This window comes from Methylobacterium sp. (genome assembly GCF_019750675.1).
Classification (GTDB): domain Bacteria; phylum Pseudomonadota; class Alphaproteobacteria; order Rhizobiales; family Beijerinckiaceae; genus Methylobacterium.
Genome location: NZ_JAIEOF010000167.1, coordinates 1 through 14,017 on the forward strand (window position 1 = coordinate 1; position 14,017 = coordinate 14,017).

A 14,017-nucleotide genomic window follows, 5' to 3' on the forward strand; every position below is an offset into this window, starting at 1 on the left:
GACATCACCGCCCAGACCGAGCGCAACGCCGCCTATGAGGGTCAGATCGCGGCGATCAACCGCTCGCAGGCGGTGATCCACTTCACGCCGGACGGCATCGTCACCGACGCCAATCCTAACTTCCTCCAGACACTCGGCTACAGCCTCGACGAGATCAAGGGCCGCCACCACAGCCAGTTCGTGGCGCCGGCCGACCGGGACACGCCGGCCTACGCGGCGTTCTGGACGGGGCTCGCGGGGGGCGCCTACCAGGCCGGCGAGTTCCGCCGCGTTGCGAAGGGCGGCCGCGAAGTCTGGATCTACGGGGCCTACAATCCCGTGCTGGGTGCCGACGGCCGGGTGGTCGCGGTGGTCAAGTTCGCCAGCGACGTCACCGCCCAGGTCGCCGACCGGCTGCGTCGGCGCGAGGGCCAGCAGGCCATCGACAAGGACCTCGGCGTCATCACGGGTTCGATCTCCGACGTGAGCCATCAGGCCACCCTCACGGCCGAGGCGGCGGCGCAGACCTCCGGCAACGTCCAGGCGGTGGCGGCCGGCGCCGAGGAATTCTCGGCCTCCATCGAGGAGTTGAGCCGCCACGCCGTCGAGGCGAAGGCCGCCTCCGACGAGGCCGTGGTCCGGGCCGAGGAGGCGTCCGGGATCATCGCCGGCCTGACCACGTCGGCCGACAAGATCGGACAGGTGATCTCGGTGATCCGCTCCATCGCCGACCAGACCAACCTGCTGGCGCTCAACGCCACCATCGAGGCGGCGCGGGCCGGCGAGGCCGGACGTGGCTTCGCCGTGGTGGCGGCCGAGGTGAAGGCCCTGGCCAACCAGTCCTCCCGGGCCACGGAGGAGATCGGCACGCAGATCTCGGCGGTTCAGGATTCCACCAACCAGGCCGTGGATGCGATCAAGGCGATCGCCCGCACGATCGCCCACCTCAGCGAGATCTCGATGAGCGTCTCCTCGGCGGTGACCGAGCAGGCCGCCGTGACCCGCGACATGTCGGTCAACATGCAGACCGCCGCCCAGAGCGTCGAGCGGGTCCGCCAGAACATGGACGGGATCGCGGCCGCTGCCTCCGACGTCGATGCCTCGGTGCGCAAGGTGGGCGCGGCGGCCCGCGCCATCGCCTGACGCGCGGGCGACGCGCTCGCCCGGGACGGCGTTGCATGGGGCAGCGCCGTTCGGAGCTCTGTCCCTGCATCCGTTTCTTTGCCGAATAGCCGAATAGAAGACCGCGTCGGCAGGGGATGCTCAGTCCGGACGGTGCCCGGGGCCGGGCTGAATCACCAGGGGTTCGGAGCCCGAGCCGCGCACACGGCCACGCAGCGTCGGCGGTGCCCCCGCCCGTCCGGCCTCGCGCCGGTCGTGGCCTGGCACCACGCGCTCGGTGAAGTCCACGCACCGGCCGACCAACCATGCCATCCAGTTCATCGCCACGCTCCCGCCGAGACCCATGGGATTAGATCGTGTCTCGCGTCGACAAAGCGAGGGGGCGGGCTGGAAATATCCGCCTCCCCTCGGCGGCGGCGGCGGGGCGCCGGGTCAGTCGAGGTCCTGGAGGTGGCGCGCGGCGATGACCGAGGCGGCGGTGCGGTTCTCGACGCCGAGCTTCTCGTAGATGCCCTCGAGGTGCTTCGTCACCGTGCGCGGGCTCAATCCCAGGATCTCGCCGATGTCGCGGCTCGACTTGCCGCGCGAGAGCCAGAGCAGCACCTCCGCCTCCCGCCCGGTCACCCGCAGGCGCAGGCGCAGGCGCTCCAGCCCCGCCTCCGTGCCGTCGCGGGACAGGCGCAGCAGGATCTCCTCGCCGGTGCCGCCGATGAAGCTGAAGGTATAGGCCGTGCCGGTGCGGTCGGCGAGCGTCAGGGCCGGCCCGCCCGCGCCGGCGAGGCAGGCCCGGAGCCAGGCGGCGCCTTGCGGCGGCAGGCTCGCGGGGGCGCCGGGTTCGGTGAAGCCGCCAAGCAGGCGCGCGGCCTGGGGCGTGCCCCACAGCACGGTGCCGTCCCGGTCCACCGCGAACAGGGTGCGGCCGGTTGTGTCGAGGGCGGCCCGGGCGCTCTGGGCCGCCCGGGCGCCGGCGAGGTGGACCCGGATGCGGGCCAGGATCTCGTCCGGAGCGATGGGCTTCGTGACGTAGTCGACGCCTCCCGCCTCCAGGCCCTTCACGATGTGCTCGGTCTCCGACAACCCCGTCATGAAGATCACGGGGACATGGGCGAGGTGGCCCTTCGCCTTGAGGCGGCGGCAGGTCTCGAAGCCGTCCATGCCGGGCATCATCGCGTCGAGCAGGATCACGTCCGGGGTGATCTCGTCGACGAGCGCCAGGGCGAGGTCGCCGGCCACCGCCACCAGCACGGTGGCGCCCGAGCGCTCGATCGCCTCGGTGAGGAAGCTCAGGGTCTCGGGGGAATCGTCGACCACGAGGACGATGTCGCGCTGCGCCTCAGCCATCGGAGGCGGGCTCCATCAGGCCCTCGATCACGGCCCGGGCGCGGCGCAGGTCGAAGGCGGCGGTGAGCGTCCGCATCTGCGCGATGAAGGCGGTCGGCGCCGCGGGGCCGCCCTCCATCTCGGCGAGCTTCGCCTCGATGCCGCGGACATGGCCGATGCGTACGAGGCGCAGGAGGTCGGCGAGGTGCTCGGGGCGTGGGTCCGGCGAGACGGCCTCGGGCTTGCCTGGCACGGGCGCCTCCGTCGCCGTCCAGTCCAGGCCGAGGAGGCCGGTGACGCATTCGAGGAAGTCGCGCAGGTCGAAGGGCTTGGCGATGATCGCGTCGTGGGGCGCGTCGCTGCCGCGCACCGGACTGATCTCGTGCACGTTGGCCGACATCATGGCGATGCGCGCCGCGTGGCCGGCCTCCCGCAGGGCCTTGGCCAGCGCCCAGCCGCTCATGCCCGGCATGGCGATGTCGAGGAGAAACAGGTCCGGCGGGCGCGTCGCGGCCAGTTCGAGGCAGGCCGGGCCGTCGGCGGCCTCCAGCACCACGAGGCCGAGGGGTTCGAGGATGTCGCGCATCAGGCCGCGATGGGCGGCATCGTCGTCGGCGACGAGGATGGTGCGGCGGACCCCCGCATAGCGTCGGGCCGGGGCGCTGGCCTGGGCGAGGACCGGCTTCGGGCGCGCCACCGAGGCGAGCATCAGGCGGACGCGAAAGCGCGTGCCGCGCCCGATCTCGCTCTCCACCGTGATTTCGCCGCCCATCACCTGGGCGAGCAGGTGCGCGATGGTCAGCCCGAGGCCGGTGCCCGGCGTGGAGCGGGCGGCGGCGAGCGAGCCGCGCTCGAACGGCTCGAAGATCCGCTCCAGGTCGTCCGGGCGGATGCCGAGGCCGGTGTCGCTGATCGTGAACACCGCGATCTGGTTGCGGTAGGTCAGGTCCAGGGTGACCGTACCACTGGGCGTGAACTTGATCGCGTTCGACAGGAGGTTGAGCAGGATCTGGCGCAGCCGCTTCTCGTCGGTCGCCACCACTGCCGGCAGGGTCTCGGGCCGGGTGAAGCGGAAATCGAGGGCCGCGCCCTGGGCCTGGAGCCGGATCATGTCGACGATCTGGTCGAGGAAGTCGGCCAGCCGGACCTCGTTGCGGTGGATCTGGAGCCGGCCGGCCTCCATCCGGGAGATGTCGAGGAGGCCGTCGATCAGCCCCGACAGGTGCTGGGCCGAGCGGCGGATGACCCGGATGCCGTTTTGGCGCGGGGCCGGAATCGAGGGGTCGCCCTCGAGCAGCTGCGCGTAGCCGAGCACGGCGTTCAGGGGCGTGCGAAGCTCGTGGCTGATGCCGACCACGTAGCGGCTCTTGGCGAGGTTGGCGGCCTCGGCGGTCTCCTTGGCCTGCTGGAGCTTGGCGTCCGTGACCTTATGGGCCTCGATCTCCGCCTGGTAGAGCCCGGTCTGGCGGGCGGTCTCCTCCAGGGCGACCCGGCGGCTCTCCTGGGCGAGCACGAACAGCCAGGCGACGACGCCCAGGATCACGATGAGGATCAGGAACACGCTGGTGAGCGCGGCGCCCAGCACCTCGCGGTGCTCGGGATGCTCGGCGCTGGCCCCCGCATGCACGATGCCGAGGATCAGCCCGATCGCCGCCATCAGGGTGAGCATCAGCGCGAGGTAGCGCCCCAGGGGCGCGCCGATCCAGGCGGCGGTGCGGGCGGGCGCGACGCGGGCGAGCAGGCTCTGGGCCTGCGCCTCCAGCCGGCCGTGCGGCTTGCACAGGTCGCCGCAGCGCGCATCGAGGGAACAGCACAGGGAGCAGATCGGCCCCGCATAGGCGGGGCACTGGGCCATGTCCTCGGGCTCGAACGGGTGCTCGCAGACCCGGCAGGTGATCTCGGATGCCCCCTGCCAGTCGGTCCGCGGGGTGCGGGCGAGGTAGTAGCGCCCCCCCGTGGCGAGCGCGATGGCGGGGGCGCCGAGACCCGCGACGGCCAGCGCCAGCATCGGCGCGAAGGGCACGGCGAGCCCCCCGAGCCAGCCCGCATGGGCGGCGAAGCCGGCGAGGATCGCCAGCGCCATGGCGCCGGTGCCGACGGGGTTGATGGCGTAGAGATGGGCGCGCTTGAACTCGATGCCGGGCGGCGACAGGCCGAAGGGCTTGTTGATGGCCAGATCCGCCGCCAGCGCCCCGACCCAGGCCGAGACCACCACGGCGTAGAGCGACAGGGTGCTGACGATGGTCTTGTCGATGCCGAGCTCCATCAGCAGGAGCGCGATGGCGACGTTGAAAACGAGCCAGACCACGCGGCCCGGATGGCTGTGGGTCAGGCGCGAGAAGAAGTTCGACCAGGCGATGGAGCCCGCATAGGCGTTGGTGACGTTGATCTTGAGCTGCGAGACCACCACGAACAGCGTCATCAGGGCGACGGCGCCGGCACCCGAGGGCAGCACGTAGCCGAAGGCCACGGCGTACATCCGCGTCGGCTCGGCCGCGCGCTCGGCGGGCACGCCGTGCGCCAGCGCCAGCACGGCGAGGAACGAGCCGAGGAGGATCTTGAGCATCCCGGGCAGGATCCAGCCGCCCCCGGCGCCCAGCACCGCCGCCCACCAGCGGCCCGCGCGGCCGGGCTCCCGCGCCGGCACGAAGCGCAGGAAGTCGACCTGCTCCCCGACCTGCGCCAGGAGCGCCAGCAGGATGCCGGTGGCGAGGCCGAAGCGCGGCCAGTCGAACCCGCCGACGCCGTCCGCGCCCGGATGGCCGAGCCACGCCGAGACCGGCGCGTCCCCGGCCCAGGCGATGCAGGCGAGCGGCACGAGGTTGAGGACGATCCAGACCGGCTGCGTCCAGAGCTGGAAGCGGCTGATCATCGCGAAGCCGTAGACGACCAGCGGAATCACCGCGAGCGCGCTGACGAGGTAGCCGAGGCTCGGGGGCAGCCCGAAGCAGAGCTCGAGGGCCAGCGCCATGATCGCCGCCTCGATGGCGAAGAACAGGAAGGTGAAGCTCGCGTAGATCAGCGAGGTCACGGTCGAGCCGATGTAGCCGAAGCCGGCCCCCCGGGTGAGGAGGTCGATGTCGACGCCGTAGCGGGCGGCGTAGAGGCTGATCGGCGTCGCGGTGGCGAAGATGATGGCGCCGACCACCAGGAGGGCCGCCAGGGTGTTGGTGAACCCGACCGTCAGCACCAGGGTGCCGCCGATCGCCTCCAGGGCGAGGAACGAGAGCGACCCGAGGGCGGTCTGGGCGACCCGGAAGCCCGACCAGCGCCGCGCCTTCTTGGCGGTGAAGCGAAGGGCATAGTCTTCCAGCGTCTCGTCGGCGACGAGGCGGTTGTAGTCGCGCCGGATCGGCAGGATACGCTGGTGCTCGGTCATCGTGTTCGGCGCGGACGGTAGCATGCGGCGCGGGGTCTGGCGCGGCATCCCGGGTCGTCCGAGTCCGTGGCGCTCCGTCGTCCCCAGCCTAGCAAGGTCCGTGCCCCACGAACCGCGCGCCCACGCCGGAGCGCGTCCCGGCCCGTCGAGGCGGCGCGGCGACCGGGTCCGGGACTCGCGGCCGGTTCGCCAGCATGGGCCTGTGCGCCGGGCACCGACATACGCAAAACAGCGTATAGGCCGCACTGCACAACGCAGCCTAGCCTCCGCTCCGTCGATCCGCGGCCGTTCCATGCGCCGCGCGACGCCGGACAGGGGTTTTGGGCACGATGGCAGAGGACAAGGGCAACGGCCTGCAATCGGCGCTGCGGCGCAGGCTTCTCATGGGGCTGGCCGGCGTTCCGGCGATCGCCCTGATGCCGCGCATGAGCTTCGCGGCGGCGCCGCCGACCTCGGCGGTGAACACCACCGGCCTCGCGGTGACCGACACCGAGGTCACGGTGGGCATCCTGCACTCGGCCACCGGCACGATGGCGATCTCCGAGACCGGCTCGATCCAGGCCGAGAAGCTGGCGATCTCGCAGATCAACGAGGCGGGCGGCGTGCTGGGGCGCAAGATCAAGGTCATCCAGGAGGACGGCGCCTCCGACTGGCCGACCTTCGCGGAAAAGGCCAAGAAGCTCCTCGTCAACGACCATTGCGCCGCCGTGATGGGCTGCTGGACCTCCGCCTCGCGCAAGGCGGCGCTGCCGGTCTTCGAGCAGTATAACGGCCTGCTGTACTACCCGACCTTCTACGAGGGCCTGGAGCAGTCCAAGAACGTCATCTACACAGGCCAGGAAGCCACCCAGCAGATCCTCGAATCGCTCAACTGGGTCGCCAAGGAGAAGGGCGCCAAGACGTTCTTCTTCATCGGCTCGGACTACATCTGGCCGCGCACCTCGAACAAGATCGCCCGCAAGCACATCGAGAACGTGCTCAAGACCAAGGTCGTCGGCGAGGAATACTTCCCGCTCGGCCACACGCAGTTCAACTCGGTGATTAACAAGCTCAAGCTCACCAAGCCGGACGTGATCTTCACCGACGTGGTCGGCGGCTCGAACGTGGCGTTCTACAAGCAGCTCAAGGCGGCCGGCATCGATCTGTCGAAGCAGACCCTGCTGACGATCTCGGTGACCGAGGACGAGATCGACGGCATCGGCGGCGACAACATCGCCGGCGCCTATTCCTGCATGAAGTACTTCCAGTCCCTCAAGAACCCGAACAACGAGAAGTTCGTCGCCGCCTTCCACAAGATGTGGGGCGAGAAGACCGTCATCGGCGACGTGACCCAGGCCGCCTATCTCGGGCCGTTCCTGTGGAAGATGGCGGTGGAGAAGGCCGGGTCCTTCGACGTCGACAAGGTGGCGGCGGCCTCGGCCGACATCGAGTTCAAGGAAGCCCCCGAGGGCTACGTCAAGATCCACCCCAACCACCACCTCTGGTCGAAGACCCGCGTGGCCAAGGCCCTGCCCTCGGGCCAGTTCGAGGTGGTCTACGAGAGCCCGAACCTGATCGAGCCGAACCCCTTCCCGAAGGGCTACCAGTAGGACTTCGCGACGACCATCGCGACGTACCCTCCTCCCCCTTGCGGGGAGGAGGTGGAGGTGGGGGTGGCGCCATCAGCCTCCGAAGCGGGCGGGTCACCCAACCACCCCAACCCCTGGCCCCTCCCCCACAAGGGGGAGGGGAAAATCCGCGGCCCGGACCGGCCCGATGCTTGCACATCCCTCGGCGGCATCCTTCGGAGAACGAACCCATGCTCGGTGATTATTCGCTCGGGGATCTCAGCTCGATCTTCGTCATGCAGGGCTTCGCCGGGCTGATCCTGTTCTCGGTCTACGTGCTGATGGCCCTCGGGCTGGCGATCATCTTCGGCCAGATGGGGGTGATCAACATGGCCCACGGGGAGTTCATGATCCTCGGTGCCTACATGACCTATCTCTGCTCGGGTTTCTTCCAGACCCACCTGCCCGCCCTGTTCCCGGCCTACTTCTTCGTGGCGATGGCCATAGCCTTCCTGGCCTCGGGGGCGCTGGGGATGCTGGTGGAGTGGGCGCTGATCCGCCACCTCTACAAGCGCCCCCTCGACACGCTGCTGGCGACCTGGGGCCTCTCGCTGATCCTGCAGCAGGCCTACCGCTCGATCTTCGGCGCCCGCGAGGTCGGCGTCGAACTGCCGTCCTGGCTGATCGGTTCGGTCCAGGTCACCGACACCATCGAGATCCCCATCAACGGCATGTTCGTCATGGGCGTCACCACCCTGATAACCGTCGGCGTCGCGCTCCTGATGTACCGCTCGCGCTTCGGCGCCCAGGTTCGCGCCGTGGTGCAGAACCGCGCGATGGCCGGCGCGGTGGGCATCGACACCGAGCGGGTCGACCGCCTCACCTTCGGCCTCGGCTGCGGCATCGCGGGCATCGCCGGCTCGGCCTTCACCATGGTGGGCTCCACGGGGCCGACCTCGGGCCAGCTCTACATCGTCGACACCTTTCTGATCGTGGTCTTCGGCGGCGCCGCCTCGCTGCTCGGCACCATCGCGTCGGCCTTCTCGATCTCGCAGACGCAGTCGACCCTCGAATTCTTCCTCTCGGGCTCCACCGCGAAGGTGATCACCCTGCTGGCGGTGGTCGGCATCCTGATGCTGCGGCCCCAGGGTCTCTTCACCCTCAAGGTCCGGCGCTGAGGAGCCTGAAACGTCATGATCCGCTCCACATCCAAGCCTGTCGTCAACGACAACCCGTTCATGAAGCCGATGGAATGGGTGAGCCTCGCGCTCCTCGTGGCCGTCATCTTCGTCCTGCTGCCGATGCTGCTCGACGCCTTCCGGCTCAACCTCGTCGGCAAGTACCTGACCTATTCCTTCGTGGCCCTCGGCCTCGTCATCTGCTGGGGCTTCGGCGGCATCCTGTCCCTCGGGCAGGGCGTGTTCTTCGGCCTCGGCGGCTACCTCATGGCCATGTACCTGAAGCTCGAAGCCTCCAGCGTCGAGAACACGAAGATCCAGTCGACGCCTGGCATCCCCGACTTCATGGACTGGAACCAGATCACCGAGCTGCCCTGGTTCTGGAAGCCGTTCCAGAGCCTGCCCTTCACGCTCATCGCGGTGATCGTGGTGCCGGCCTTCTTCGCCTTCGTCATCGGAACGGCGATGTTCCGCCGCCGTGTCGGCGGCACCTACTTCGCCATCATCACCCAGGCCATCGCCGCCATCCTGACGATCCTCATCGTGGGCCAGCAGGGTTACACCGGCGGCATCAACGGCATCACGGATCTTCGCACCCTCAACGGCTGGGACATCCGCACCGACAGCGCGCACGCCATCCTGTACTTCGTCAACGGCGCGCTCCTCGTCGGCTGCATCCTGTTCGCCCAAGCCGTGAAGAAGTCGAAGCTCGGGCGCATCCTGCTCGCCATGCGCGACAAGGAGGACCGGGTCCGGTTCTCGGGCTACCAGGTGGCGAGCTTCAAGACCTTCGCGTTCTGCCTGGCGGCCGTGTTCGCCGCCATCGGGGGGGCGATGTTCACCCTCCAGGTCGGGTTCATGTCGCCCTCCTTCGTGGGCATCGTGCCCTCCATCGAGATGGTGATCTACGCCGCCGTCGGCGGGCGCCTGTCGCTGTTCGGCGCGGTCTGGGGCACGCTGCTCGTCAACTGGGCCAAGACCACCTTCTCCGAGAGCTTTCCCGAACTCTGGCTCTTCGGCCTCGGCGCGCTCTTCATCGCCGTGGTGCTGGCCTTCCCCAACGGACTCGCGGGCATCTACCGCACCTATGTCGAGCCTCGCCTGACCCGGCGCGTGAAGGCCCTGGAGCCCGCCCCCGCCGTCGCCCTGCCGCACGCCGCCGAGTAGGATCTCCGATGAACGCCGCCCTCCTGCCCTCGCACATCATCGGCGCCGATCCGGCCGAGAAGAGCTTCCTGCTGGCGGTGGAGGCCCTCACCGTCTCCTTCGACGGCTTCAAGGCGGTCAACGACGTCTCGTTCTACGTCGACCCCAACGAGATCCGGGTGATCATCGGTCCCAACGGGGCCGGCAAGACCACGGTGCTCGACCTCATCTGCGGGCGCACCAAGGCCAGCGCCGGCTCGATCAAGTACAAGGGCCAGGAGCTGACCAAGCTCTCCGAGAGCGCCATCGTCCAGGCCGGGGTGGGCCGCAAGTTCCAGACCCCGTCGATCTACGACGACCTCACGGTGTTCGAGAACCTGGAGATCTCCTTTCCGCGCGGGCGCTCGGTCTTCGGCGCCCTCACCTTCAAGCGCGACGCCGAGGTCCGCGACCGCATCGAGGAGGTCGCCAGCATGATCTTCCTCAAGGACCAGCTCCTCGAGCGGGCCGAGTTCCTCAGCCACGGCCAGAAGCAGTGGCTCGAGATCGGCATGCTGCTGATCCAGGACCCGGAACTGCTCATGCTCGACGAGCCGGTGGCGGGGATGAGCGTCGGCGAGCGCATCAAGACCGCCGAGCTTCTCAACCAGATCATCAAGGGCCGCTCGGTGCTGGTCATCGAGCACGACATGAAGTTCGTCGAGGACATCGCCCACCGGGTCACCGTGCTGCACCAGGGCAAGGTCCTGTCGGAGGGCTCGATGGAGCGGGTCAAGAACGACCCGAAGGTCATCGAAGTCTATCTCGGCCACTGAGGGGAGACGGCGCCATGCTCCAGACCACGCACGCGGCCTTGCCGGCCCCTTCGCCCGCCCCCCTGATCCAGGGCGGCGTCCAGCCGATGCTGGCGATCAGCGACCTGCACGCGGCCTACGGCCAGAGCGAGGTGCTGCACGGCCTCGACATCGCGGTGGCACCGGGCGAGATCGTCGCCGTGATGGGCCGCAACGGCATGGGCAAGACCACGCTGATGAAGACCCTGATGGGCATCGTGCCGGTGAAATCCGGGTCGATCCGGGTCGACGGCGCGGAGGTCGGCGCCCTCAAGAGCCACCAGCGCGTGGCGCGCGGCCTCGCCTACGTGCCGCAGGGCCGGATGATCTTCTCGGCCATGACCGTGCAGGAGAACATCGAGACCGGCCTCACCGTGACGAACGAGCGCCGGGTCCCGCAGGACCTCTACACGATGTTCCCGGTGCTCCTCGAGATGAAGGGGCGGCGCGGCGGCAACCTGTCGGGCGGCCAGCAGCAACAGCTCGCCATCGCCCGGGCGCTGGCGAGCCGGCCCAAGGTCCTCCTCCTCGACGAGCCCACCGAAGGCATCCAGCCCTCGATCATCCGCGAGATGGGCCGCACCCTGAAGAAGATCCGCGACGAGCGCGGCCTCTCCATCGTGGTCTCCGAGCAGGTGCTCAGCTTCGCCCTCGACGTGGCCGACCGGGTGCTGGTGATCGAGAACGGCCATATCGTCCACGAATCCCTGCGCGCCGACATCGACGAGGCCCAGGTCGCCCGCTTCCTCTCCGTCTGACGGAACCCGGCATGCCGAAAGGGGCAGAGATGGCCGATTACGAGATCTTCGAGCTCGGCGACTTCGTCCTCCAGTGCGGGAAGACGCTGCGCGGCGCCAAGCTCGCCTACAAGACCTTCGGTGCGCTCAACGCGGCGAAAGACAACGCCATCGTCTATCCGACCTGGTACTCGGGCCAGCACACCGAGAACGAGTGGCTGATCGGCCCCGGCAAGGCCCTCGACCCGGAGCGCTACTTCATCATCATCCCGAACATGTTCGGCAACGGGCTCTCGTCCTCGCCGAGCAACACGCCGGCCCCCTGGAACGGGCCGCGCTTTCCCAACGTCACCGCCTACGACAACGTCACGGCCCAGCATCGCCTCGTCACCGAGCATTTCGGTATCGAGAGGCTGGTCCTCGTGACGGGCTGGTCGATGGGAGCGCTCCAGACCTACCACTGGGGCGCGCTCTACCCCGACATGGTGCCCCGCATCCTGCCGTTTCAGGGTTCGGCCAGGTGCTCGCGGCACAACTTCGTCTTCCTTGAGGGCGCCAAGGCCGCTCTGCAGGCGGATGCCGCCTACGCGGAGGGCTGGTACACGAGCCCGCCGAACCGGGGTCTGCGCGCCTTCGGCCGGGTCTATGCCGGCTGGGGCCTGTCGCAGACCTTCTACCGGATCGAGGCCGACCGGACCCATATGGGCTACGCCTCGCTGGAGGACTTCCTCGTCGGGTTCTGGGAAGGGCTGTTCTACACCCGCGACGCCAACGACCTGCTCGCCATGCTCTGGACCTGGCAGAACGGCGACATCAGCGCCAACGACCGCTTCAAGGGCGACTTCGAGGCCGCGCTCGGCGCCATCCGCGCGAAGGCGATCCTGATGCCCGCCTCCACCGACCTGTACTTTCCTCCCGAGGACAACGCCATCGAGGCGGCGGCCATGCCGAACGCCGAGCTGCGCGTCATCGACACCTGGTGGGGCCACTTCGCGGGCGGCCCGGGCACGAGCCCCGACGACATCGCCACACTCGACGCGGCCCTGAAGGAGCTGCTCGCAAGCTGACCGGCCCCGGGCCGGGGCGCGTCGCGCCCGGCCCGACCATCACCGGCACATCACCCGCCGACGGATCTCACCGCCGGCGCGAACGGGGACGCATGTCCTGACGTCTGGCAAGGGAGCAACGACCCAACATGCCCGAGACCCTGATCAAGGTCGATCTGACCCAATCGGCCTACGACAACGACATGGTGCACAACCGCTGGCACCCCGACATCCCGATGGTGGCCATGGTCAAGCCCGGCGACGACTTCATCGTCGAGACCTACGACTGGACCGGCGGCTTCATCAAGAACAACGATTCGGCCGACGATGTCCGCGACATCGACCTGTCGATCGTGCACTTCCTGTCCGGCCCGATCGGCGTCGAGGGCGCCGAGCCCGGCGACCTCCTCGTGGTCGACCTCCTTGACATCGGCGCCAAGCCCGAGAGCCAGTGGGGCTTCAACGGCTTCTTCTCCAAGAAGAACGGCGGCGGCTTCCTCGACGAGCACTTCCCCCTGGCCCAGAAGTCGATCTGGGACTTCGAGGGCATGTTCACCAAGTCGCGCCACATTCCCGGCGTGCGCTTCCCCGGCCTGATCCATCCCGGCCTGATCGGCTGCCTGCCCGATCCGAAGATGCTGGAGACCTGGAACACCCGCGAGAAGGCGCTGTTCGACACCGACCCGAACCGGGTCCCGGCGCTGGCCACCCTCCCCTTCGCGCCCACCGCCCATATGGGCCGGCTCAAGGGCGAGGGCCGCGACAAGGCGGCGGCGACGGGCGCCCGCACGGTGCCGGGGCGCGAGCACGGCGGCAATTGCGACATCAAGGACCTGTCGCGCGGCTCGAAGATCTACTTCCCGGTCTACGTGCCGGGTGCGGGCCTCTCGATGGGCGACCTGCATTTCAGCCAGGGCGACGGCGAGATCACCTTCTGCGGCGCCATCGAGATGGCGGGCTGGGTCCACCTCAAGGTCAGCCTGATCAAGGACGGCATGGCCAAGTACGGGATCAAGAACCCGATCTTCAAGCCGTCGCCGGTGACGCCGAAGTTCGACGACCACCTCATCTTCGAGGGGGTCTCCGTCGACGAGTACGGCAAGCAGCACTACCTCGACGTCACGGTGGCCTACCGCCAGGCCTGCCTCAACGCGATCGAGTACCTGAAGAAGTTCGGCTATTCGGGCGCCCAGGCCTACTCGATCCTCGGCACGGCTCCGGTCCAGGGCCACATTTCCGGCGTCGTCGACATTCCGAACGCCTGCGCCACCCTCTGGATTCCGACGAAGATCTTCGAGTTCGACATCAATCCCGGAGCGGATGGGCCGACGAAGTTCATCGACGGCTCGATCCAGATGCCGCTCTCGCCGGACCTTTGAGCATGCCCGTCTACGATTACGCCTGCGAGGCCTGCGGGCCGTTCACGGTGCTGCGTCCGATGGCGCAGTTCCGGGATCCGCACGACTGCCCCGGTTGCGGGACGGAATGCGGGCGCGCCTTCCTCACCGCGCCGAACCTCGCCTCCATGGATGCGGGGCGGCGCAAGGCCTTCGCCACCAACGAGCGGAGCCAGCACGCGCCCCGCAAGTCGTCCGGTCACGGCCCCGGCTGCGGATGCTGCGGACATAAGGCGAAATCCAACCCCACGGCCGCCAAGAGTTTCCCGAACGCGCGGCCGTGGATGATCAGCCACTGATCCACTTCCCCTCTCCCCGCCTGCGGGGAGAGGG

12 protein-coding genes are annotated in these 14,017 nt (G+C 68.8%); 9 read left to right on the plus strand and 3 right to left on the minus strand.

Features of this window, described 5'->3' with window-relative positions; genetic code table 11:
- Positions 1-1,122, plus strand: a 1,122-nt coding sequence (locus tag K2X24_RS08955; protein WP_292496938.1) for a methyl-accepting chemotaxis protein, incomplete at its 5' end; no start/stop codon positions are given.
- Between the two features lie 120 nt (positions 1,123-1,242).
- Here K2X24_RS08955 and K2X24_RS08960 read toward each other — a convergent pair.
- The 3 genes from K2X24_RS08960 to K2X24_RS08970 form a co-directional block, all read right to left on the minus strand.
- On the minus strand, positions 1,243-1,446 hold the full coding sequence (locus K2X24_RS08960; RefSeq protein ID WP_292496941.1) for a hypothetical protein: 204 nt from the start codon (positions 1,444-1,446) through the stop codon (positions 1,243-1,245).
- Positions 1,447-1,533: 87 nt separating this feature from the next.
- Positions 1,534-2,442 carry a response regulator transcription factor gene (locus K2X24_RS08965; protein WP_292496942.1) on the minus strand — a complete coding sequence of 303 codons (909 nt, stop codon included), beginning with the start codon at positions 2,440-2,442 and terminating at the stop codon, positions 1,534-1,536.
- Positions 2,435-5,800, minus strand: a complete 3,366-nt coding sequence (locus tag K2X24_RS08970) for an ATP-binding protein (RefSeq protein ID WP_292496952.1) — start codon at positions 5,798-5,800, stop codon at positions 2,435-2,437. Before K2X24_RS08970 ends, K2X24_RS08965 begins: the two co-directional genes overlap by 8 nt.
- Positions 5,801-6,129: 329 nt before the next feature.
- Between K2X24_RS08970 and urtA the strand changes: the two genes are divergently transcribed.
- The 8 genes from urtA (at position 6,130) to K2X24_RS09010 (ending at position 13,983) form a co-directional block, all read left to right on the plus strand.
- Entirely contained in the window at positions 6,130-7,389 is a 1,260-nt protein-coding gene (gene urtA, locus K2X24_RS08975) for an urea ABC transporter substrate-binding protein (protein ID WP_238282351.1), read from the plus strand.
- A 209-nt stretch (positions 7,390-7,598) separates the two neighbouring features.
- Entirely contained in the window at positions 7,599-8,525 is a 927-nt protein-coding gene (gene urtB / locus K2X24_RS08980; protein ID WP_292496944.1) for an urea ABC transporter permease subunit UrtB, read from the plus strand.
- 15 nt (positions 8,526-8,540) lie between these two features.
- Positions 8,541-9,692: an urea ABC transporter permease subunit UrtC gene (gene urtC / locus K2X24_RS08985; protein WP_292496946.1), complete on the plus strand. Its 1,152-nt coding sequence runs from the start codon at positions 8,541-8,543 to the stop codon at positions 9,690-9,692.
- A gap of 8 nt (positions 9,693-9,700) precedes the next feature.
- Complete coding sequence (gene urtD, locus K2X24_RS08990; RefSeq protein ID WP_292496947.1) at positions 9,701-10,486, plus strand: urea ABC transporter ATP-binding protein UrtD; 786 nt, start codon at positions 9,701-9,703, stop codon at positions 10,484-10,486.
- An 86-nt stretch (positions 10,487-10,572) separates the two neighbouring features.
- On the plus strand, positions 10,573-11,262 hold the full coding sequence (gene urtE / locus K2X24_RS08995; RefSeq protein WP_292496953.1) for an urea ABC transporter ATP-binding subunit UrtE: 690 nt from the start codon (positions 10,573-10,575) through the stop codon (positions 11,260-11,262).
- A gap of 29 nt (positions 11,263-11,291) precedes the next feature.
- A complete protein-coding gene (locus K2X24_RS09000) occupies positions 11,292-12,308 on the plus strand; it encodes an alpha/beta fold hydrolase (RefSeq protein ID WP_292496954.1) in 1,017 nt (338 codons plus the stop codon).
- Between the two features lie 128 nt (positions 12,309-12,436).
- A complete protein-coding gene (fmdA, locus tag K2X24_RS09005) occupies positions 12,437-13,666 on the plus strand; it encodes a formamidase (RefSeq protein WP_292496948.1) in 1,230 nt (409 codons plus the stop codon).
- A 2-nt stretch (positions 13,667-13,668) separates the two neighbouring features.
- Positions 13,669-13,983 carry a zinc ribbon domain-containing protein gene (locus K2X24_RS09010; protein ID WP_292496950.1) on the plus strand — a complete coding sequence of 105 codons (315 nt, stop codon included), beginning with the start codon at positions 13,669-13,671 and terminating at the stop codon, positions 13,981-13,983.
- Positions 13,984-14,017: the final 34 nt, after the last annotated feature.